Consider the following 21,800-nt stretch of genomic DNA (forward strand, 5'->3'; position numbering starts at 1 on the left):
GTTGCGTAGATTCCATGTTGCAGAGCAATAAATGACCGGAACACCGACCTTCGACCGCACCGACCTGCGCCTGCTCGCCCTGCTGCAGCGGCAGGGCCGCGCCAGCAATGCCGAGCTGGCGGCGCAGGTGAACCTGTCGCCCTCGGCCTGTCTGCGCCGGGTGCAGCGGCTGGAGGCCGAGGGTGTGGTCGCCGGCTACGCCGCGCGGCTGGTGCCGGCGGCGATCGGCCTGGGCCTGCAGGCCTTCGTCCGCGTGCAGTTGGAGAAGCACGGCCAGAGCGGCATCGCCCATTTCGCCGACAGCGTGCAGGGCTGGGACGAGGTCGTCGCCTGCCATGCGCTGACCGGCGACATGGACTACCTGCTGCACGTCTACGTCCGCGATCTGGCGCACTTCTCCGCGTTTCTGCTGGACAAGTTGCTCAACGCCGCCGGCGTCGCCGACGTCAATTCCAGCTTCGTGCTGCGTACCGTCAAGGACTTCGCCGGCCTGCCGTTGCCGCGCGGCTAGCGACCAAACCCGGGTGTGCCACTGCGTGTCGGCGCATGGCAGCCCTTGTTAAGTTGTTGCTAACGATTTACATTTGCGTTCTGCGACGGCCATCCATGGCCACAGCCCCTCCGCCAGCCCTCTTGGGCCAGCCACGCCGGTTTCCCCGCCGTGGAGCGCGGCTGCGCCTGCCTGTTTCCTGCCACCCGCAGCGTGACCGTGTTGTCGCTGCTGCGCCCCACCCCGCGAGATCGATCCATGCTTCCCTCCGCTCCACGCCGCCTGCTGTCCCTCGCCGTGCTGTCCGCGCTCTCCGCCGCCTCGGCCCCGTTGTTCGCCGCAGAGGCCGAGGTCGCCGCCGACGTGCAGCCGACCACGCTGGACAAGGTCGAGGTCAGCGGCAGCCCGAGTCGTGCGCAGCCGTCGACGACCACCCGCCTGCCGCTGACGCTGCAGGAGACGCCGCAATCGGTAAGCGTGCTGGGCCAGCAGCGGCTGGAAGAAGCATCGCTGTTCAGCATCAACGATGTGATGCGCAACGTCACCGGCGTCAACGTGTCCTTCTTCGACACCCAGCGCCCGCTGTACTTCGCGCGCGGCTTCCAGATCACCGACTTCCAGGTCGACGGCCTGCCCACCTACAGCGGGTCCACCAACCAGGAATACGACATGGTCTTCTACGACCGCGTCGAGGTGATCCGCGGCGCCAACGGCCTGCTCAGCGGCGCCGGCATTCCCTCGGCCACGGTCAATCTGCTGCGCAAGCGCCCCGGCAAGACCTTCGATGCGGCGTTCGCGGCCTCGCTGGGCACGTGGGACTTCCGCCGCACCCAGGCCGACGTCACCGCGCCGCTGACCGCCGACGGCCGCTTCCGCAGCCGCTTCGTCGCCGCCTGGCAGGACCGCGACTACTACTACGACCACTACACCGAGCAGAAGATGTCGGGCATGGCGGTGCTGGAAGGCGACCTCACCGACACCACAACGGTCACCGTCGGCTACCAGCGCCAGGACAACGACCCGGTCGGCTCGACCTGGGGCACGGTGCCGTACTTCTTCGCCGACGGCGGCTTCGCCGACCTGCCCAGCTCCACCAACCTGGCGCCGAAGTGGGCGCGCTGGCAGCGCAACACCCGCACCACCTTCGCCAACCTGGAACAGCGCTTCGGCGAGAACTGGCTGCTGAAGGTCAACCTGGCGCGTACCGAGGGCGAGGTCGAAAACCTGCGCGTCTACGGCAGCGGCTATCCCCAACGCGACGGCAGCGGCATCTACCTGCGCGCCGCCGCCGGGCAGACCACCGACACCCGCGACGGCCTGGACGTGTACCTGTCCGGCAGCTTCCCGCTGTTCGGCCGCGACCACGACGTGGTCGTCGGCGGCAGCTGGCAGGACCTGCAGTCGAACACGCCGACCCTGGCGCTGCGCTATCCGGGCGACTGGACCACCTGCGGCCGCGAGCGCTGCTACTACATCCCGAACGTCTACGACTGGCAGGGCGACGTGGGCCAGATCACCACGGCCCGCACCGGTGCGCGGCGCGAGGCGCGCACCACCCAGCGCGGCGTGTACGCCTCGACCCGGCTGCGCCTGGCCGAGCCGCTGTCGCTGATCGCCGGCGCGCGCCTGAGTTCCTGGCAGACCCGCACCCAGGCCTTCGCCGCCGACGGCAGCTACACCGGCACCAGCGGCCGCTACCGGGTCAGCGACGAGGTCACGCCCTACGTCGGCCTGGTCTACGACATCACCCCGGCCATCTCCACCTACGCCAGCTACACCGAGATCTTCAATCCGCAGAACTACAAGGACAAGGACAACAACCTGCTGGCGCCGGTGCAGGGTTCCAACCTGGAAGCCGGCATCAAGGCGCAGCTGGCCGACGGCCGCGGGCTGCTCAGCGCCGCGGTGTTCGAGGCCAAGCAGGACAACTACGCGGTGCGCGACATGACCCAGCCGGAAGCCTCGCTGCCCGACGGCAGCTCGGCCTACATCGGCGTCGACGGCACCAAGAGCCGTGGCTGGGAACTGGAGTACAACGGCGAATTGCGCCCGGGCTGGACGCTCAATGCCGGCTACACCCACGCCAAGGTCACCCGCGCGCCCACCGATGCGATCTACGCCAACCTGCCGGAGGACTATCTGCAGCTGTCCACCCAGGTGCGCCTGCCCGGCGCCTGGCAGCGCCTGAGCCTGGGCGGCGGCGTGAGCTGGCAGAGCGCGGTGCGTGGCTACAACATCCAGCGTCCGCTCGGCGACGGCAGCGCCGCCACGCGCCCGGTCACCGTGGTGCAGGATCCGTACGCGCTGGTGCACTTCAATGCCAACTACCAGCTCAGCACGCAGTGGACCGCGACCCTGGCGGTGACCAACGCGCTGAACAAGAAGTACTGGGCCAACCTGGACTACCAGAACTACGGCGAACCGCGTTTCGTCAGCTTTACGTTGCGCTGGCGGTACTGAGCGGCGGCGCATGGCGGGCAAGGACGCCCGTCGCACAGCCTGATATGGCTGCGGCGGTGGCCGCTGTGGCGATGCGTGCCGATGGCCGGCACCGCGCGTCTATACTGCCGCCGCCATTATCGGAGGATGCAGATGCGACCCGCCACGCGCTTGGCCCAGTGCTTGTTGCTTGCCGGCATCCTGCCCCTGGCAGGGTGCGCCCAGTCCGGCTCTGCCGACACGCCGGCGTCCACCTCCACCAATGCCCAGGGCTGCGTGCGAAAGCGCCAGCTCGGCCCACAGGATCCGTTCAAGACGCCGCCGCCACTGATGGAGGCATGCCTGGGTCCGTACAAGCTACGCATTCCGGCCAACTACTTCGGCGACCAGATGGGGCCGAACTTCGACGACAGTTTCGGCCTGTACCTGGAATACCCGTCGCTGCAGCCGTTCGCGCCGGGCGAACGCACGCATCTGCGCCTGGATGTGTCGACGCGGACGGTCGATATCGGGTATCACTATCTGGATCGGGTGAATGTCCATGAGGCGCTACGCAGGCGCTATACAGGCTATTCCGCAGACAAGGACAATCCGGCAGAGCATCTGGAAAGCCGTCTCGAACAAAGACCGGTGTATGGGCTGACCCCCTACTATGCGGACCTGCCGAAAGTGTTTGCCTACTACCAGGCAAAGGGATACCAGGCGTCGGCGCCCGTGTTCAAAGCGGAGGAACACGACGATTGGTATGTCGAACGGGATGCGGATGGCGAAATCCGTACCTTCATCAACTGTACCTCGCACGTGGTCGCCGAAACCGGTGTCGAGTATCGAGACGGCAAGCTGGTGCGCAGCAAGGACGCCGAACTTCCAGAGTGCCATCATATCTTCGCGCTTCCCGAGATCAGTACGCTCGTGGAGGTGCGCTACGTGCGCGCCGCATTGCCGGACTGGAAACGAATAGAGGATGCAGCCCGCAGCTATCTAGATAAGTTCATGGTGACACGGGATAGGACGCAGAACAGGTAGTTCTGCAGGCGGACGGCAAAGGAGCTCTGGAAATGAATGGTCTGGACAAGCGCGATATCGAGGTTCTCGGTTACTACGCCGGGCAGGGGAATCGGGAGCTTTACTGGAACTACCTTGCAAACAAGCAAGGCAACGATGGCTATGGGTTGCTCGCGCTCGGCGTAGTCCGCAACGATAACGCGCCAGGCGCCACCGCAAACGCGTTCGCCGAAAGCCAGGCACGCAGCGATGGTGTCGCAATGAGCGAACGGCAGTGGAACGAATTCGGCGTGGATCTTATGAAGCGCGACTTCGAGAGTCGGCGAAGCTACTTTGACAATGACCAGCCCGCACAAGCACTGAATCTTCCAGTCAAGGACGTCGAAGCCGTCCACGACGCCACCTTTCAGAAGCACCACATCAATCCCAACGGCTGGACGCCACGCGAGCTGCTCGACGCCGCGCGCCGCCATGGCGGTGAGCCCGAGGCGGAAAAGGTCTGGTCGATGATGCTCGACAACTCCGCGCTGGGCCTGGATCGTGCAGGCGCCACGTTGAACGACGTGCGCAAGTACGACGACGCGCAACTCGATGTGGTGTCCTACACCACACGCATGACCGCCGCGCGCCTACTCGCGCACGAAGCGCGGCCGATCACCGATCCGGACCGGATCGGTGCACAGAGCTTCTATTACGAGCGCGATGCGCGAACCGGGCAGTGGACCAATTGGGTGTCCGGTGGCGAGCAGACCATCGCCCAGCCGGTGCGCGACCCGCAGCAGATCCGGGAACTCGACGAGACCCGTGCGCTGCGCCTGGAGCGCCAGCAATTCCGCGAGCAGTTCCATCCCGAGGATCCGTATCGCCACCAGCCGATCCTGCGCAGCCCGCAGACGCTGGCCGAGGCCGATCCGGTCCAGGCGGGTCCGGCGGTCGCGCAGGCCGCGCACATGTCCGATCCCACCGAGCCGGGCCATCCGCGCCATGCGCTGTACCAGCAGTGTGCCGCCGGCACCCAGGCGCTGGACCGGCAGTTGGGACGCAGCCCCGATGCGGACAGCGCCTGCATGGCGGCCAGCGTCACCGACCTGGCCGCACGCAACGGTCTGCAGCGAGTGGATCACGTGCTGTTGAGCGAGCAAGGGCGCACGGCGCAGCCGGGCGAGCGGGTGTTCGTCGTGCAGGGCGATCCGAAGGATCCGGCGCACGTGCGCGCCCACATGTCCACCGAAGAAGCGATCCGCACGCCGGTAGCGCAGTCCTTTGAGCGGCTTGCCGAGTTCGATCGGCAGCAGGCGTTGGTCCAGGCGCAGCAAGTCGCGATGCAGCAGGATGTACACCAGCAGGACGCGCAGCGGCAGAGTGCGGCGGTGCCGCGGATCTGAGCGAAGCGAACCCTGTGGCGCTGCGATCAGGTCCGCAGCGCGGATGGCTGAAGGTACCTGTGGCCTCGACATGAGCCCCAGGTTGGATGAGCCGGCGAGGGGCGTTCGTGTAGAGGCCCCTGGCGCCCGGACCCTCACCCCCGGCCCCTCTCCCGGTGGGAGAGGGGAGCGAAGCCTCAGTCCTTCGGCTTGCAGGGATCGTCGCGGCGCAGCAGGCGGCCCAGGCGCGATGGCGGTTCGCACGGCGGTGGCGCCGGTTGCGCGGCCTTTGCCGCCGCAGCTGCGGCGGCCGCGCGCAGCTGCTGCAGTTGCGCCAGCTTGGCCTTGATCTGCGGCATCGCCGCCAATGCGGCCTTCTCGCCTTCCAGGATCGCGGCGTTGCGCTGGGCGAAGTCGGCCGCGCCGATGTCGTTGACCTTGGGCCGGATCACGATGTCGGCGCGGCCCAGTTCCTGCTGGCCCAGGCGCTGGCCCATGATCGCGATCGACTGGTTGACGGTGCCGAGCATGCTGCCTGGGTTCTTGCCGCTGGCCTTGCTGGAGATGTCCACGGCGATGACGAAGTCGGCGCCGAGCTGACGTGCGGCGTCCACCGGCACCGGGCTGACCACGCCGCCGTCCACGTAGTGGAACTTGCCGATGGTCACCGGCTCGAACACGCCGGGAATGCTGCTGGACGCGCGCACCGCCTGGCCGGCGTTGCCGCGCACGAACACGGTGCGCTCGCCGTCTTCCAGGCGGGTGGCGACCGCGGCGAACGGCTTGGCCAGCTTCTCGATCGGCTTGCCCTTGAGCTGCGCGTTGACGTAGTCCTGCAGCGCTTGGCCCTGCACCAGGCCGCCGGAGAACAGGCGCATGTCGCGGATGCTGCTCTCGTCCAGCGCCACCGCAGCCTGCTGCATCTGGAACGCGTCCATGCCGCTGGCGTACAGCGCGCCGACCACGCTGCCGGCACTGGTGCCGGACACCACCGTCGGCTCCAGGCCGTTGGCCTGCAGCATCTTGATCACGCCGATGTGGGCGAAGCCCTTGGCCGCACCGCCGCCCAGGGCGATGCCGATGCGCAGCGGCTTGGCCGCCGGCGACGGGGCCGGCCCGTTCACCACCGGGGCCGGCGGCGCCGGCTTGGGCTCGCCGCCGCAGGCGGCAAGCAGGCCGAACAGGGACAGGGACAGCAACAGGCGCGGGGAACGGAACACGGTCATGGAAGCGTCGCGGACAAGAGGAAGGAGCCGGCGCGAGCATAGCCGCATCCTCCTGCACCGCCCACGACCGGAGGTCATGCCACGTGTGGTTCTTGCGCTTCAGCGGAGGTGTGGGCGCCTGTGCTCCTGATGCTGCGAGGCGCTGCGCGCCCGTACCCTCACCCCAACCCCTCTCCCGGGGGGAGAGGGGCTAAGTGTGCCGCCTCAGAAGTTGTTGTCGCCGTCCAGGATCCGGCCGAAGCCGCCGAGCACCGAGCCTTCGCCGCGGTTCTGCCCGCCGCCCTGCGGCGCGGCGGCGAACATGCGCCCGGCCAGGCGCGAGAACGGCAGCGATTGCAGCCACACCTTGCCGGGGCCGGTGAGGGTGGCCAGGAACATGCCTTCGCCGCCGAAGAACATGCTCTTGATGCCGCTGACCGGGCGCACGTCCATGTCCACCGAGGAATGGAAGGCGACCACGCAGCCGGTGTCCACGTCCAGCCGCTCGCCGGCGGCGAGCTCGCGCTCGATCACGCAGCCGCCGGCGTGCACGAACACCCAGCCGTCGCCCTCGAGCTTCTGCATGATGAAACCTTCGCCGCCGAACAGCCCGGTCATGATCTTGCGCTGGAAGTGGATGCCCAGCGACACCCCGCGCGCGCCGGCCAGGAAGCTGTCCTTCTGGCAGATCAGGCGGCCGCCGTGCTGGTCCAGCTTCATCGCCAGCACCGTGCCGGGGTAGGGCGCGGCGAAGGCGACCTTGGCCTTGCCCTGGCCCTGGTGGGTGAACACGGTGGTGAACAGGCTCTCGCCGGTGACCAGGCGTTTGCCCGCCGACAACAGCTTGCCCATCAGGCCGCTCTGGTTGCCGCCGGAGCCGTCGCCGAACACGGTGTCCATCTGCACCGCCGCGTCCTTGAACATCAGTGCGCCGGCCTCGGCCACCGCGCTCTCGCCCGGGTCCAGCTCGATCTCCACGAACTGCATCTCGTGGCCGACGATGCGGTAGTCGATCTCGTCGGCGCGGCCGCCCGCGGCCGGCGGCGGCGGCAGGCCCGGCGGCAGGAAGGCAGCGCCGCCCTGCAACGCGGCGATCTGCGCCACCGGGAGCCAGCCGCTCTGGCCCTGGCACCAGGCCAGCGCCGTGGGGTTGTTGCGGGCGAAGGCGACTGCGTCGGCATCGTCGAACGGGCCGGAGCGGGTCTGTTCGCTGCCGGTCAGGAAGTACCACTGGGTCATGGGTGCAGGTCCTTGGCGGGTAGTGGCGGCGAGTCTAGCCTGCCGTCCCGGACCGTTCGCATCTGTCCAAAGGCAGGGGGCCGCAGCGGCGCGGTGCGGGGCAGCGTGGCTCCGCGCAGGCAGCGCCCTGTGGCCGCCGCGGGCGCAGGCGTGGGCAAGCGTCACCTCGACGCGGTGGCCGGATGCACACGCTGCCTGTCCGGCGGATCGTCCATGGATGCGTCCTCGGCGCGCGGGCCGCGCACCGATAGGCGTTGCTACAGCGCGCTGGCCGGGCGCACCTGCAGGACGTCGGCCTCCGCGGCGCAGTCGCTGGCCGGCGCTCGCCCGGCCGCGCGCGCGGCGGCGATCTCGCCGCGTGCCGCGGCCAGGTCGGCGCGGAAGTCCGGGTCGTCGTGCAGCCGCGCCACCGTGGCTGCGCCCATGAAGCGGCCGGCGAGCACGTCGCTCTGCCAGTGCACGTTGCACACCAGCCGGCTCTCGCCGTAGTTGCGGCCGCGCGCGATCAGCGCCTCGGCGCGTTCGGGCGCGATCTCGCTCAGGATCAGCGCCCAGGTCCAGCCGATGGCGCTGTGTCCCGACGGATAGGCACCGCTCTGGCGCAGGTCGTCGAGATCGCCCGGGGTGCACACCGCCTGCTGGTTGCGCAGGAACGGCCGCGCGCGCTGGTACTGGCGCTTGGCCGCCTTGGTGGCGGCGCTGGCGTCGATGCGGCTGCGCTCCAGCAGGGTGTACAGGTGCGGGGTGTGCTGCGCATCGATCGCCACGCCCAGCGCGCAGGCGAACTGGCCGGCGCCGGTCGGGAAGCTCAGATCGGCATCGCGCGCGGCCTGCTGCCAGCGCGCGCTGCCGCGCAGGGCCAGCGCCTCGCGGTTGACCCCCAGGTCCAGCGCCTCGCCTGGCGAGCCGGCCGCTGGCGGTGCCGGCAGCAGTTGCAGGCTGTCCGGGACCGCGGTGGCCGGCAGATAGCCCACGGCCTTGTCCGCTGCAGGCGACGGCGCACGCAGCGCGGGGCCGCTGCACGCGGCCAGGGCGAGCGCCAGCACCACGGCGATGGAGCGGACACGACAGGCGGGCGACACGGGCATGCGAACTCGGACAGCGACGGCGGACCGGTCAGTGTACGGCGCGTGGTGGGGCGAGCGTCGCCTGCGACGATGTCCTTCGCTGGACGCGCTTTGCTGTAGGAGCGGCTTCAGCCGCGACCGGACTTGCCGCGTGGAACCCGGTCGCGGCTGAAGCCGCTCCTACGCATTGTCATGCTCATCCCCCGTCACGCTCCTCGCGCGGCGGGAAGCGCAGCACCACCCCGCGCGACACCGGCGGCGGTTGCCACAGCACCGGCACCTGGGTCGGCGGCGGCGGTTCCAGTTCGTCGTCTGCGACGAGGATCTCGTCCGCGTCGTCCTCGTCCTCCCAGCTGTAGCGCTTGCGTGGCGGCAGCGGATCGCGATGGCGCAGCAGCAGCGCGGCGACCACGCCGCCCACCGCACCGCCCAGGTGCGATTGCCAGGACACCCCGTCCTCGTGCGGCAGCACCGTCACCAGCATGCCGCCGTAGAACAGGAAGGCGATCATGCTGGCGGCGATCGCGGCGCGGTCGCGGCGCAGCAAGGCGAGCACGAATACCAGGAATAGCAGGCCGTGGGCGACGCCGCTGGCGCCCAGGTGATGGCTGCCGGGGTCGCCGAGCCACCAGGCGCCCAGGCCCGAGCCCAACCACAGCAAGGGCAGCCCGGCCAGGGTGGCGCGCGGATACACGCTGCCGGCCAGGGTGCCCAGGATCAGCAGTGCGCCGGCATTGGCCCCCAGGTGCTCCGGCGAGCCGTGCAGCAGCGGCGCGGTCAGCACGCCGAGCAGGCCGGCGGCCGTGTGCGGCGCGACCGCCCACGGCCGCCAGTCGAACAGGCCCTGGCTGGCGAACACCGCCACCAGTACCGCCACAAAGGCCAGGCTGGCATTGAACGCGCGCAGGATCCGCGCGCGGTCGAAGCGGCCCTGCGCCTCGGGTTCGGGCGGGGGCGAGGGGAGCGAAGAGGTGTCCATGCTCCCTGGATGGCGGCGCCCGGCCTGCAAGGCAAGGCGCCGCCGGTGGGAGGGACTGGCCACGGCCGCGGGACAATCCGCGGCCGCGGTGCCAGTGCCGGGTCAGTGCGCCGGCTTGGCCGGGCGCAGCAGGCTCAGCACGATGGTCGCGCCGATCACCACCGCCACCGCCAGCAGCGACACCAGCACCGGGATCTTGTACAGGTCGATGATCAGCATCTTGGTGCCGATGAACACCAGCACGATCGCCAGGCCGTAGGGCAGCAGGTGGAAGCGGTCGGCCATGCCGGCCAGCAGGAAGAACATCGCGCGCAGGCCCAGTACCGCGAACACGTTGGAGGTCAGCACGATGAACGGGTCGGTGGTGATCGCGAAGATCGCCGGGATGCTGTCCACCGCGAAGATCACGTCGGTGATCGCGATCAGCATCAGCACCGCGAACAGCGGAGTGAACCAGCGCTTGCCTTCCTGGGTCACGCTCAGCGCGTTGCCGTGGTACTGCGGGGTCAGGCGCAGATGCTTGCGCATGAAGCGCAGCACCGGGTTGGCTTCCAGGTCAGGCTCCTTGCCCGCCGAGAACCACATCTTGATACCGGTCAGCAGCAGGAACGCGCCGAACACGTACAGCAGCCAGTGGAACTTGGTCAGCAGCACCGAACCGGCGAAGATCATCACCGCGCGCAGCACGATCGCGCCGAGTACGCCGATCACCAGCACGCGCTGGCGCTGCTCCTCCGGCACCGCGAAGTAGCTCATGATCATCAGGAACACGAAGATGTTGTCGACCGCCAGCGACTTCTCGACCAGGTAGCCGGTCAGAAACTCCAGGCCCAGGCGGTTGCCGGTGGCCACGTCGATGGTCTCGCGCAGGTACCACCACAGGCCGCCATTGAACGCCAGCGCCAGCGCGATCCAGCCGATGCTCCACCACAGCGCTTCCTTGAAGGTGACCTTGTGCGGACCGCCGTGGCGCATCAGCACCAGGTCCGCCAGCAGCGCCACGATCACCACGATCGCGAAACCGCCCCACAACCACACGTTGCCTATCGTTTCCATTGGGAATTTTCCGTCAGTGAACAGGGAACCTCGGGGCCGCGGTGGCGGAGGCGTTCCGGACGGAGACGACGGATGTCGTCCAGAGGGTGCCTTCGCCACTGCGGCGAAGGTCTCGCTCGCAGCCGATGAACCGGCTGCCGTTGCACCGGAGCCCGCGGGCTCGAATTGACGGCGACAACGTCGGGAGCTACTCCCCTTCTGCGCGCATTCTTGCCGCTGCCGGCGGTGCCGTCAATCGGGGCGGCTACAATGGCATTCATGAATAGTCCCCTGCCCGTAGTCCGCCTCAAGAACGCCTGGCGCTCCAGCCATCCTTGGATCTTCCAGAAACTGGTCGAAAAACCCGCCGCCAAGCCCAAGCCGGGCGCGCTGGTGGACGTGGTCGGGGTGGATGGCGACTGGATCGGCCGCGGCTTCTACAACGGCCACTCGCGCATCGCCGTGCGCATCCTCGAGACCAATCCCGACATCGCCGTCGACGAGTCCTGGTTCGCGCGCAAGATCGCCGAGGCGGTGTCGCTGCGCCGTGACGTGCTCAAGCTGGACGCGGTCAGCGACGCCTGGCGCGTGGTGCATGCCGAGGGCGACGGCCTGTCCGGGCTGGTGGTGGACCGCTACGGCGACCTGCTGGTGGTGGAGTTCTTCAGCGCCGGCATGTTCCGCCACCGCGAGTGGATCTACGCCGCGCTGCGCGCGCAGTTCCCCGGTGCGCGCTTCTACAGCTTCGCCGAGGAACACGTGCAGAAGCAGGAGAGCTTCGACTACCGGCCGGTGTCCAGCAGCGGCGAGCGCCCGGAGCCGGCGATCATCAGCGAATACGGCGTGCGCTTCCGCGCCGATCCGGCCGGCGCGCACAAGACCGGTTTCTTCGCCGACCAGCGCGAGAACCGGCAGTGGCTGAGCCAGCAGGTGGAGGGCAAGCGCGTGCTCGACCTGTGCTGCAACACCGGCGGCTTCGCGGTCTACGCCAAGGTCCGCGGCGCCACCGAGGTGGTCGGCGTGGACATCGACGAGGACGTGATCGAGATCGCCAAGGGCAACGCCCGCCTCAACGACGTGCGGCCCAAGTTCGTGCAGGCCGACATCTTCCCGTACCTGCGCGATGCCGCCGCGCGCGGCGACCGGTACGACGTGGTGATCCTGGACCCGGCCAAGATGACCCGCGACCGCGATCAGGTGATCCCGGCGCTGAAGAAATACCTGGACATGAACAAGCTGGCGCTGGGCGTGGTCGCGCCGGGCGGGCTGTTCGCCACCTTCTCCTGCACCGGCCTGGTCGCCGAGCACGAGTTCCTGGACATGCTGCGCCGCGCCGCCTATTTCTCCGGCCGCACCATCCAGATCCTGAAGGTGGCCGGCGCCGGCGCCGACCACCCGTTCATGGCCCACGTGCAGGAATCGCGCTACCTCAAGGCGGTGTTCTGCCGCGTGCTGGACTAGCGCGCGGCGCATGTGCCGGGCCGAGCGGCGGTTCCTGCGCAGCGCACCGGTGCGGGTGCGCGCGACGCTGACGACCGCGCGCCGCGCATGAAAATCGTCATCGCCCCGGACGCGTTCAAGGAAAGCCTGTCCGCGGCGCAGGCGGCCGCGCAGATCGCGACCGGCTTCCGCAGCGTGTTCCCGGAGGCGCAGTACGTGCTGCTGCCGTTCGCCGACGGCGGCGAGGGCACCGTGGACGCGCTGGTCGCCGGCGGCGGTGGACGCCGGGTCGCCTGTACGGTGACCGGTCCGCTGGGCACGCCGGTCGCGGCGCAGTTCGGCCTCAGCGAGGATGGCGGCACCGCGTTGATCGAGATGGCGGCGGCCAGCGGGCTGATGCTGGTGCCGCCGCCGCAGCGCGATCCGCGCCTGACCGGCACCCGCGGTGTCGGCGAACTGATCCTGGCCGCCCTGGATGCCGGCGCGCGCCGGCTGCTGATCGGCATCGGCGGCAGCGCCAGCAACGATGGCGGCGCCGGCATGGTGCAGGCGCTGGGCGTGCGCCTGCTGGACGCGCATGGCCGCGACCTTGCGGCTGGCGGCGCGGCGCTGGGTGCGCTGGCGCGCATCGAGATGGGAGGGCTGGACCCACGGCTGCGCGACTGCACCATCGAAGTCGCCTGCGATGTCGACAACCCGCTGACCGGGCCGACCGGCGCCTCGGCGGTGTTCGGGCCGCAGAAGGGCGCGACGCCGGCGATGGTCGCCCAGCTCGACGCCGGGTTGCAGCACTACGCCGCGGCGATCGAACGCACCCTGGGCGTGGCGGTGGCGCAGCTGCCCGGGGCCGGCGCGGGCGGCGGTATCGGCGCGGCCCTGGTCGCCTTTCTCGGCGCGCGCTTGCGGCCGGGCGTGGAGATCGTCGCGCAGGCACTGGGTCTGGAAGCGCACCTGGACGGCGCCGACTTGCTGGTCACCGGCGAGGGCCGTCTGGACGGGCAGAGCGCGCAGGGCAAGGTCCCGGTCGGCCTCGCCCGCATCGCCCGGCGCCATGGCGTGCCGGTGCTGGCCATCGCCGGCGGCCTGGGCGAGGGCGCGGCGGACCTGCATGCGCAGGGGATCGACGCGCTGTTCGGCGCGGTGCAGCGGGTGGCCACGCGCGAGGCCGCCCTGGCCGACGCCGCGGACGCCCTGCGCCAGGCGGCGCGCAACGTGGCCGCGGCGATCGCGCTGGGCCAGCGCTTGGGCGGCTCCCGGGCGCAATAGCGGCCTGCGCCGTTGGCGCGGCTTGGCGGCGCACTGGAATCCGCGGCGATGGCTCGCGGTACGTCAGCCCCTGTGGGAGGGACTTCAGTCCCGACCCGATGACCGGTGATTGCCGCAGGGCCCCCGCGCGGCTGTTGCCCCGCGCGTCGCGGCTGAAGCGCTCCCACACGTGGGTCCCCGCCAGCGGATGCATCACGCGCGGGCAAGCCTTGTGGGAGGTTCAGTCCCGACGCGATGACAGGCGGCGGCCCAATGCGCGCAGAGAAGCAGGTCCCCGGGCCAGGCATGGCAGCGCCAGCCCGCTATTGCCAATCCCGAATCCCGAATCCCGGGCGATCGTGCCTGCACCAAACTGGTGCTCCAGTCCGCGCCCATTTGGCGCGCGCTGCCCCGTTCAGGTAAACTGAAAACGTTTACAACACGGATGCTCATAACCATGGAAACGCCCAATCTCCCGCAACGCGCCCCGCTCAGCCCGAAGTGGCAGTTCCGCTTCGATTTCTTCGATCGTTACGGCGGACCGTCCACGCCCGAGTACAAGGCCGCGTTCAAGGCGCTGCCGTTCATGGAACGGCTGAAGATCAACATGAATTTCTTCGCGCTGTTCTTCGGCTTCATCTACTTCTTCATTTTGGGCATGTGGCGCAAGGCGCTGGGACTGATCGGCATCTCGCTGGCGGTGGGCATCATCGCGGCGTTCCTGCCCGATGCAGTCGGCCGCGGCCTGGGATTCGCCTACTCGGTGCTGGTCGGCATGGCCGCCAACTACGCCTATTACCTCGACCAGCGCAAGGGCAGCGTCAGCTGGAACCCGTTCGAAGGCGTGCGTTGGTGGTAATGGCCGGGCGCGGCGGCGCGCAGGTGCGATGCGCCGCCGCCGCGTTCAGCGCTTGCGTTTCCAGAACTGCCAGGCCGGTACCGGCGTTGGCGTGACCACGGCGGCGGCCGGCTGCGGGGCCAGTTGGCCTTGCACGCGGGTCAGCCGCGCCTGCGCATCGAACTCCAGCACGATGCGGGTGTTGCCGCGGGTCGCCACGGTCTGCGCGGCGTCGCGCTGCAGCGCATAGCCCTGATCCCCGAGCAGGCCTTCAGTCATGGGCCGATGGTCCAGTCCGAACTGCATCGGCAGCTCCCCGAGCAGACGTAGCACGCGGGCGTCGTCGCAAGGTGCGAACACCGTGGCCGGCACGTCCTCGAGCAGGAAGAACAGCGCGCCGCCGTCGTACGGCGCGCGGTAGTAGCAGCGCCCGCGCAGGGCGCCGGCGAGCAGGGCGATGTGGTGGCCGCCGTCCTCGTCCAGCGCCGAGGATGGCGTGGCCAGCTCTTCGATGCCTTCGCGCTCGCCGTGCATGCGCAACGCTTGCGCTTCGGTCAGCAAGGCCGGCGGCAGGTTGCTGGCGGTATTGGCCCAGGCCCACAGCCAGCTGGCGCTGGCCTCGGCGGCGGTGCCCAGCAACTGCATCGGAAACGACAGATCCTCGCCGAAGCGCACCCGGCCTTCGCCCAGGTCCACGCGCCAGTCGCGCTCGCCCAGCACGTCGGCCAGCGCCTGCTGGCGGGCGTAGGCGCTGCCGATGTGCCGTGCCAGCGCTGCCTGGAACTCCGGACTCATCGCGGCGTCTGCGGCGCGCGCTGCAGCAGGCTGTTGCGGCGGCCGTACAGCAGGTAGGCGACCACGCCCAGCGCGTTCCACAGTGCGAACCAGATCTGCGTGGTATGCGGCAGGCTCCAGAACAGGTACAGGCAGCCGCCGATCGCCAGCGGCCCGACCACCCACGCCAGCGGCGTGCGGAAGGTGCGGGTGCGGCCGGGTTCGCGGCGGCGCAGGACCAGCATGCACGCGGCCACGGCGATGAAGGCGGCCAGGGTGCCGGCATTGGCCAGTGCGGCGATCTCGTCCAGCCGCGCCACGCCGGCCAGCGCCGCCACCAGCGCCGCGGTGAACAGGGTGGTGGCCACCGGCGTGCCGGTGCGTGCGTTGACCTTGGACAGTCCGCGCGGCAGCAGGCCGTCGCGCGACATCACGAAGAAGATCCGGCTCTGCCCGTATAGGAACGCCAGCAGCACCGTGGGCAGCGCGATCACCGCCACCACGCCGATCGCCGCCGCCGCCTTGCCGTGACCGAGCTCGCGCAGGATCAGCGCCAGCGGCTCGGCGCTGGCGCCGAACACGTCGTAGCGCATCGCGCCGACCGCGGCCAGCGCCACCAGGATGTAGATCAGGGTGCAGCCGATCATCGAGCCGACGATGCCGATCGCCAGGTCGCGCTTGGGGTTCTTGGTTTCCTCGGCGGCGGTGGAGATCGCATCGAAGCCGTAGAAGGCGAAGAAGATGATCGCCGCCGCCGCCATCACCCCGTGCGCGGCGCCATCGGCACCGACCGTCTTGGGGAAGCCGTAGGGCATGAACGGATGCAGGTTGGCGCTGTTGAACGCCGGCAGCGCCACCGCCACGAAGATGCCCAGCGCGATCAGCTTCAACACCACCAGCACCGCGTTGAGCGTGGCGCTCTCCTTGGTGCCGGCCATCAGCAGGCCGGCCACGGCGAAGGTGATCAGCACCGCCGGCAGGTTGACGATGCCGCCGGCGTGCGGCCCGGCGGTCAGCGCCGCCGGCAGGTTCAGGTCCATGCCGGTCTGCGCGCTGGCCCAGTGCAGGAAGCCGACGAAGTAGCCGGACCAGCCCACCGCCACCGTGCTGACCACCAGCGAGTACTCCAGGATCAGGCTCCAGCCCACCACCCAGGCGATCGCCTCGCCCAGCGCGACGTAGCTGTAGGTGTAGGCGCTGCCGGCGGCCGGCATCATCGTCGCCATCTCCGCATAGGCCAGCGCTGCGCAGGCGCAGATCGCCCCGGCCACCGCGAACGACACCAGCACCGCCGGACCGGCCAGCTGCGCGCCGACGCCGATCAGGGTGTAGATGCCGGTGCCGACGATCGCGCCGATGCCCAGCGCCACCAGATGCGGCCAGCTCAGCGACGGCACCAGCCGGCGGCCGGCCTCGTGGACGGTGACCAGGTCGAGCGACTTGCGCCGGAACAGGAACGACATGCGGGCCTCATGGACGGGAGTGACAAGCCCGGCAGTGTCGCCGAACGCAGTGCAGCAAAGCTATGCCTGCGGCGCGCCGGGGCGCTTGCGCGGGTTGGTGCCAGGGCTATCGAGAGCACATTCGGCGGCGGAGTTGGAGGAACTATTGCCTCGTAGGAGCGGCTTCAGCCGCGACGGGCTTTCCCGATGAGGCCCGTCGCGGCTGAAGCCGCTCCTACGGAATAACGGTGCGTCAGGACGTGTTCCGCCACGCGGCAATCCGCGCGTTCTCGCAACCGACTACCGCCCCAGCCGCTCCGCCAACCGCACCAGCTCGGCCAGCGAGCCGACCTCCAGCTTGCGCATCGCATTGCCGCGGCGCACCTTCACCGTGATCTCGCTGAGCTGCAGCCGCGCTGCCACCTGCTTGTTCAACAGGCCCTGCACCACCAGCTCCACCACCTCGCGTTCGCCGCCACTGAGTCGCGCCCAGCGCGCCTGCAGTTCCGCCTGCGCCGCATCGGCGGCGCGCCGCGCGCGGTCGCGGGCGATGCCCTGGCCGATCGCGTCGAGCAGGTCCTGGTCGCGGAACGGCTTGGTCAGGAACTCGATCGCGCCGTTCTTCATCGCCTCCACGCTCATCGGGATGTCGCCGTGGCCGGTGATGAAGATGGTCGGCAGCGCCAGCCCGGCCTCGTGCATGTTGCGATGGAAATCCATGCCGCTCTGCCCGGGCATGCGGATGTCCAGCACCAGGCAGCTCGGCGCGTCGGCGCGCGGATGCGCCAGGAAGTCGCGGGTCGAGGCGAAGGCGTGCACCTGCAGGTCCACCGAGGCGAACAGGTCTTCCAGGGCGGCACGGATCGAGGCGTCGTCGTCGATCAGGTACACCACCGGGCGCGCGGTCGCGTCGGCGTTCATGACTTGGCTCCGCCGGCGGTGGGCAGGCACACGCAGAACACCGCGCCGCGCGGCCGCCCGGGTTCGGCCCAGATCCGCCCGCCGCCGGCCTCGACGATGCTGCGGCTGATGCTCAGGCCGATGCCGATGCCGCCCTGCTTGGTGGTCCAGAACGCATCGAACAGATGCGCCTGCGCCTGCGCGGACAGGCCTTCGCCGCTGTCGGCCACGCTCAGCCGCACCGAACGCGCGTCCTCGCGCGCGGTGACGATGCGCAGCGTGCGCTGCGCCGCCGGCGTGGCGGCCATCGCCTCGATCGCGTTGAGCAACAGATTGCCGATCACCTGCTGGATCTGCACCGGGTCGGCCGACACCGGCGGCAGCAGCGCCGACAGCTCGGTGTGCACGCTGACCGCGCTGCGTTCCAGTTCGCCCCGCGACAGCGCCAGTACTTCGTTCACCGCGGCGTTGAGATCGAAGACGCGCTGCTGCGGCGCTTCGCCCCGGGTCAGGCTGCGCACCCGCGCGATCACCTCGCCGGCGCGTTCGGCGTCGGCGAGGATGCGCGCCAGCGCCGCGCGCGCCTTGTCCAGGTTCGGCGGCTGCTGGTCGAGCCAGCGCTGGCAGGCGTTGCCGCTGGTGACGATGGCCGCCAGCGGCTGGTTGACCTCATGCGCGATCGACGCGGTCAGGCTGCCCAGGCTGCGCACCCGCGCCAGCCGCAGCAACTGCGCCTGCGCCGCGTGCGCGGCGGCCTTGGCGCGCTCCATGCGCACCGCGATGGAGGCGGTCACCGCCACCACCACGATGCTGATCGCCGAGTTGATCACGCCCACGTGATAGGCCCCGGCGTGGGTGAGATGGAAGCTGAGCACCACCAGCACCACGCAGATGCCGGCCAGCACGCCCAGCCCGGCCGGCGCCAGCAGCCGCACCGCGCCTAGGATCGCCACGGTGTAGAACAGCGCCGCGGCCACCGCGTAGTCGGTGACCGTGTCGGCGACGAAGATCGCGCCCAGCGCCAGGCCCAGCGCGGTCAGGCCGAGCAGGCGGCGGTGCGGCGGCAGCGGCTTGAACCAGGCGATCATCGGCGGCGCAGCATCGGGCGGGGAGTGGAGGCGAACATGGCCGGCTCAGCCTTCGACGCCGGCGTTCCAGAACGCCTGTTGTACACCGGGTTCGCCCTCCAGGCGCTGCACCACCGCATCCAGTTCCTCGGCGCGCACCGCGGTGGCGTACAGGGTGGCGGCGATCTCCACGTCCTTCTGTCCGAACGGATGCTGCTCGACTTCGCGCGCCGGGTAATGCGCTTCCTCCAGCAGCTCGATCAGGCGCTCGCGCACGTCGCCGTGCACCTCGCGCGCGCAGATCGCGTAGAACATGTAGGTGGCTTCCAGCGAGGATTCCTTCAGCGGATGCCGGTTGATCCGGTTCACCATCGGTCGCAGCAGGGTATTGCTGAGCAGCACGAACATGGCCGCCAGCACCGCCTCGGCGACCAGCCCGGCACCGGCGCAGGCGCCGACCGCGCCCGATCCCCACAGCGTGGCCGCAGTGTTGAGCCCGGTGACGTTGGCGCCTTCCTTCATGATCGCGCCGGCGCCGAGGAAGCCGATGCCGGAGACGACGTAGGCCACCACCTGCACCGCGCCCTGGGTGCCACCGTGGATTTCGAACAGGCGGTCGCCGAGCGAGACGAAGATCGCCGCGCCGACCGCGACCAGGGTGTTGGTGCGCAGCCCGGCGGTGCGCTGGCGCACCTGGCGCTCGAAGCCGATGATCGCGCCGAGCACGAAGGCGGCGGTCAGGCTCACCAGGGTGTCGAGCAGCGAGCCGAGATTGAACAGGCGCAGTGCTTCCATCAGGGCGCGTTCCGGTAGGCGAGGGGAGCGATCATGGCGGCTCCAGGAAAGGGAGTGAGCGGATGGAGGGGAGCGCATGATGCCGGGGCAAGATGGCATCCAACACCGCGGCTCAGGCGCGCGCGGCTCAGCGCACCCCGGGCCACCACGCGAGCGCGACATGCAGCCAGTGTGCAGCCGGGGCGCTGGCCCCGGCCTCGTGCAGGCGCCGCTGCGCCGCATGCGGCAGGCGCGCGCGGACGCGGATGCGGTCTGCGACCGGCAGCTGCGACAGCGCGTCGGCCATCACCCGCGGCGATTGTGCGGACAGCGCCAGGGCGAAGGCGCGGGGGCCGTGGGCGGCGAGCAGATGCCGCAGCGCCTCGGTGCGGCGCATGGCGACCGCGGCGCGCAGCGCGCGCTGCAGGCCGCGCTGCAGACGGAAACGGCGGGAAAACAGCGAGAACGCGAACATGACGACCTCCTTGCGGCGCGTGGCCGGCAAGGACGTCGCGGCGTGCGGGCGGCGGGCGTCTTCCGGCTCAGCGCCAGGCAGCGACCAGGCGGGGGGAATGGCAGTGGAATGCGGCGCTGACGCCGCGTCGATGCGGATCGGGGTCCATTACTCGCCTCCAGTGTCAGGGGGAAAGGATCGCGCGGTGCGCGACGCCCTGGCGCGGCTTGATGCCGCAGCGCCGCCCACTGGCCGGGCCAGGAGCGGGTGGCGCAAAGCTTGGCATGGGGCATCTGGGCGCACCAGCCTGCATGAGGCCATGGCGGCGATACCAAGGTATATCCCGGCCCCTTCCGCCTACCGGCGCGTGGCGCAGCGACTGAGACGCGGCCGGCTACACTGGCCGCATGCAAAACGATGCCCATTTCCTGATCCTCGCCGGCCTGTTGTGCGCCGTCATCGTCCTGTTGCTGGCCGTGCTGCTGCGGCGCGGCAACCACGCAGCGCTGGAGACGGCTCTGCGCGAGGAGCAGCGCAGCGGCCGCGGCGAACTGCGCGAGCAACTCGACAGCCTCGCCCGCCAGCAGGACGCGCGCAGCGAAGGCTTCGCCCGCAACCTGGCGGATCTTTCCACCCGCACCGACCAGCGCCTGGACCTGCTGCGCGAAGCGCTGACCGAGGACGCACGGCGTGGCCGGGTCGAGGCCGGCGCCGCGCAGCAGCGCATGGCCGAGCTACTCAGCCAGCGCCTGGTCGAGATCCGCGGCCAGCTGGATGCCTTCGGCCAGCAGCAGGACGCGCGCATGGCCCAGTTCGGCCAGCAGCAGGCCGAACTGATCGCGCGCATCGACGCGCAACTGGGCGCGTTGCGCGAGGCCCTGCTCGAGGACACGCGCAAGGGCCGCCAGGAAGGCGCGGACGCGCAGCAGCGCTTCGCCGACGCGCTCGGCCAGCGTCTGAGCGAGCTGGTCCAGCGTAACGAGCAGCGCCTGGGCGAGATGCGCGGCACCCTGGAAGAGCGGCTGAAGGAGCTGCAGGCCGATAACGCGGCCAAGCTCGAGCAGATGCGCGGCACCGTCGACGAGAAACTGCAGACCACCCTCAACACGCGCCTGGACGCCTCGTTCAAGCTGGTCTCCGAACGGCTCGAGCAGGTCCAGCGCGGACTGGGCGAGATGCAGCAGCTCGCCACCGGTGTCGGCGACCTCAAGCGCGTGCTGAGCAACGTCAAGAACCGCGGCGGCTGGGGCGAGGTGCAGCTGGAGAACATCCTCGAGCAGACCCTGACCCAGGAGCAGTACGCGCGCGGCGTGCGGGTGCGCCCGGAGCGCAACGAGATGGTCGATTTCGCCGTGCGCCTGCCCGGCCGCGGCCACGAGGACACGCCGGTATGGCTGCCGATCGACGCCAAGTTCCCGCGTGAGGACTACGAGCGCCTGCTCGACGCGCAGGAGCAGGGCGATCCGGAACTGGTGCAGGCGATGGGCGTGCAGCTGGAGCGCGCGATCCGGGTGCAGGCCAAGTCGATCTGCGACAAGTACATCGCCCCGCCGCACACCACCGACTTCGCGGTGATGTTCCTGCCCACGGAGGGTCTGTACGCCGAGACCCTGCGCCGTCCCGGCCTGGCCGACCTGCTGCAGCGCGAACACCGCATCGTCGTCGCCGGACCGACCACGATCACCGCCCTGCTCAACAGCCTGCAGATGGGCTTTCGCACCCTCGCCATCGAGAAGCGCTCCAGCGAGGTATGGGGCGTGCTGGCCGCGGTCAAGAGCGAGTTCGGCAAGTTCGCCGGCATCCTGGAGAAGGCCGAGAAGCAGATCAGTACCGTCGGCAAGAGCCTGGGCGAGGCCAGCCGCAAGACCCGCACCATCGAACGCCGCCTGCGCGGCGTCGAGACCCTGGCCGACGCGCAGGCCGCGCCGCTGCTGGACCTGTCGCTGCCGCTGGACGATGCCGAGGCCGACACCGACGCGGAGGAGTCGTCGCGCGACGAGCAGGGGTGAGGGCCGCGCGTTGCGCGGCCGGTATCGGGCATTC

19 protein-coding genes are annotated in these 21,800 nt (G+C 70.0%); 8 read left to right on the top strand and 11 right to left on the bottom strand.

Features of this window, described 5'->3' with window-relative positions:
- Positions 1-31: 31 nt before the first annotated feature.
- From GGR64_RS15605 to GGR64_RS15620, 4 genes are all read left to right on the top strand, one after another.
- Positions 32-511, top strand: coding sequence for an Lrp/AsnC family transcriptional regulator (locus tag GGR64_RS15605; protein ID WP_160968584.1), 480 nt, complete (start codon positions 32-34; stop codon positions 509-511).
- A 237-nt stretch (positions 512-748) separates the two neighbouring features.
- Positions 749-2,950, top strand: a complete 2,202-nt coding sequence (locus GGR64_RS15610) for a TonB-dependent siderophore receptor (RefSeq protein ID WP_184646974.1) — start codon at positions 749-751, stop codon at positions 2,948-2,950.
- Between the two features lie 132 nt (positions 2,951-3,082).
- Positions 3,083-3,955: a hypothetical protein gene (locus tag GGR64_RS15615; RefSeq protein ID WP_184647043.1), complete on the top strand. Its 873-nt coding sequence runs from the start codon at positions 3,083-3,085 to the stop codon at positions 3,953-3,955.
- A gap of 32 nt (positions 3,956-3,987) precedes the next feature.
- On the top strand, positions 3,988-5,319 hold the full coding sequence (locus GGR64_RS15620; protein WP_260303039.1) for an XVIPCD domain-containing protein: 1,332 nt from the start codon (positions 3,988-3,990) through the stop codon (positions 5,317-5,319).
- A 176-nt stretch (positions 5,320-5,495) separates the two neighbouring features.
- On the opposite strand, the gene GGR64_RS15625 is transcribed toward GGR64_RS15620, so the two are convergent.
- The 5 genes from GGR64_RS15625 to GGR64_RS15645 form a co-directional block, all read right to left on the bottom strand.
- A complete protein-coding gene (locus GGR64_RS15625) occupies positions 5,496-6,524 on the bottom strand; it encodes a patatin-like phospholipase family protein (RefSeq protein WP_184646975.1) in 1,029 nt (342 codons plus the stop codon).
- Positions 6,525-6,728: 204 nt separating this feature from the next.
- Positions 6,729-7,742 (bottom strand): TIGR00266 family protein, encoded by a 1,014-nt coding sequence (locus tag GGR64_RS15630; protein ID WP_160968576.1) that lies wholly within the window; start codon positions 7,740-7,742, stop codon positions 6,729-6,731.
- A gap of 257 nt (positions 7,743-7,999) precedes the next feature.
- Complete coding sequence (locus GGR64_RS15635) at positions 8,000-8,830, bottom strand: phosphatase PAP2 family protein (protein ID WP_184646977.1); 831 nt, start codon at positions 8,828-8,830, stop codon at positions 8,000-8,002.
- A gap of 175 nt (positions 8,831-9,005) precedes the next feature.
- Positions 9,006-9,788, bottom strand: coding sequence for a rhomboid family intramembrane serine protease (locus GGR64_RS15640; protein WP_184646978.1), 783 nt, complete (start codon positions 9,786-9,788; stop codon positions 9,006-9,008).
- A 102-nt stretch (positions 9,789-9,890) separates the two neighbouring features.
- A complete protein-coding gene (locus GGR64_RS15645; RefSeq protein ID WP_160968569.1) occupies positions 9,891-10,844 on the bottom strand; it encodes a TerC family protein in 954 nt (317 codons plus the stop codon).
- Between the two features lie 258 nt (positions 10,845-11,102).
- On the opposite strand from GGR64_RS15645, the gene GGR64_RS15650 reads away from it, so the two are divergent.
- The 3 genes from GGR64_RS15650 to GGR64_RS15660 all read left to right on the top strand — a co-directional run bounded on the left by GGR64_RS15650 (position 11,103) and on the right by GGR64_RS15660 (position 14,367).
- Entirely contained in the window at positions 11,103-12,284 is a 1,182-nt protein-coding gene (locus GGR64_RS15650; protein WP_160968567.1) for a class I SAM-dependent rRNA methyltransferase, read from the top strand.
- Positions 12,285-12,371: 87 nt separating this feature from the next.
- Complete coding sequence (locus GGR64_RS15655; RefSeq protein ID WP_184646980.1) at positions 12,372-13,529, top strand: glycerate kinase; 1,158 nt, start codon at positions 12,372-12,374, stop codon at positions 13,527-13,529.
- A 436-nt stretch (positions 13,530-13,965) separates the two neighbouring features.
- Entirely contained in the window at positions 13,966-14,367 is a 402-nt protein-coding gene (locus tag GGR64_RS15660; protein ID WP_160968563.1) for a DUF2628 domain-containing protein, read from the top strand.
- A gap of 45 nt (positions 14,368-14,412) precedes the next feature.
- Here the strand turns inward: GGR64_RS15660 and GGR64_RS15665 are convergent, their stop codons facing one another.
- The 6 genes from GGR64_RS15665 to GGR64_RS15690 all read right to left on the bottom strand — a co-directional run bounded on the left by GGR64_RS15665 (position 14,413) and on the right by GGR64_RS15690 (position 19,778).
- The gene (locus GGR64_RS15665; RefSeq protein ID WP_184646982.1) at positions 14,413-15,141 is read right to left on the bottom strand and encodes a DUF6882 domain-containing protein; all 729 of its coding nucleotides are present in this window, start codon (positions 15,139-15,141) and stop codon (positions 14,413-14,415) included.
- Positions 15,138-16,583: an amino acid permease gene (locus GGR64_RS15670; RefSeq protein ID WP_160968559.1), complete on the bottom strand. Its 1,446-nt coding sequence runs from the start codon at positions 16,581-16,583 to the stop codon at positions 15,138-15,140. The genes GGR64_RS15665 and GGR64_RS15670 overlap by 4 nt, the downstream gene beginning before the upstream one ends.
- A gap of 279 nt (positions 16,584-16,862) precedes the next feature.
- Complete coding sequence (locus GGR64_RS15675) at positions 16,863-17,483, bottom strand: response regulator (RefSeq protein WP_184448766.1); 621 nt, start codon at positions 17,481-17,483, stop codon at positions 16,863-16,865.
- The gene (locus GGR64_RS15680; protein ID WP_184646984.1) at positions 17,480-18,550 is read right to left on the bottom strand and encodes a sensor histidine kinase; all 1,071 of its coding nucleotides are present in this window, start codon (positions 18,548-18,550) and stop codon (positions 17,480-17,482) included. The genes GGR64_RS15675 and GGR64_RS15680 overlap by 4 nt, the downstream gene beginning before the upstream one ends.
- A gap of 45 nt (positions 18,551-18,595) precedes the next feature.
- Entirely contained in the window at positions 18,596-19,324 is a 729-nt protein-coding gene (locus tag GGR64_RS15685) for an MgtC/SapB family protein (RefSeq protein ID WP_160968553.1), read from the bottom strand.
- Positions 19,325-19,451: 127 nt separating this feature from the next.
- Positions 19,452-19,778 carry a hypothetical protein gene (locus tag GGR64_RS15690; RefSeq protein ID WP_184448764.1) on the bottom strand — a complete coding sequence of 109 codons (327 nt, stop codon included), beginning with the start codon at positions 19,776-19,778 and terminating at the stop codon, positions 19,452-19,454.
- 386 nt (positions 19,779-20,164) lie between these two features.
- Between GGR64_RS15690 and rmuC the strand changes: the two genes are divergently transcribed.
- A complete protein-coding gene (gene rmuC, locus GGR64_RS15695) occupies positions 20,165-21,766 on the top strand; it encodes a DNA recombination protein RmuC (RefSeq protein ID WP_184646986.1) in 1,602 nt (533 codons plus the stop codon).
- The last annotated feature ends 34 nt before the right edge of the window (positions 21,767-21,800 follow it).

The organism is Xanthomonas sp. 3307 (assembly GCF_014199735.1).
GTDB lineage: Bacteria > Pseudomonadota > Gammaproteobacteria > Xanthomonadales > Xanthomonadaceae > Xanthomonas_A > Xanthomonas_A rydalmerensis.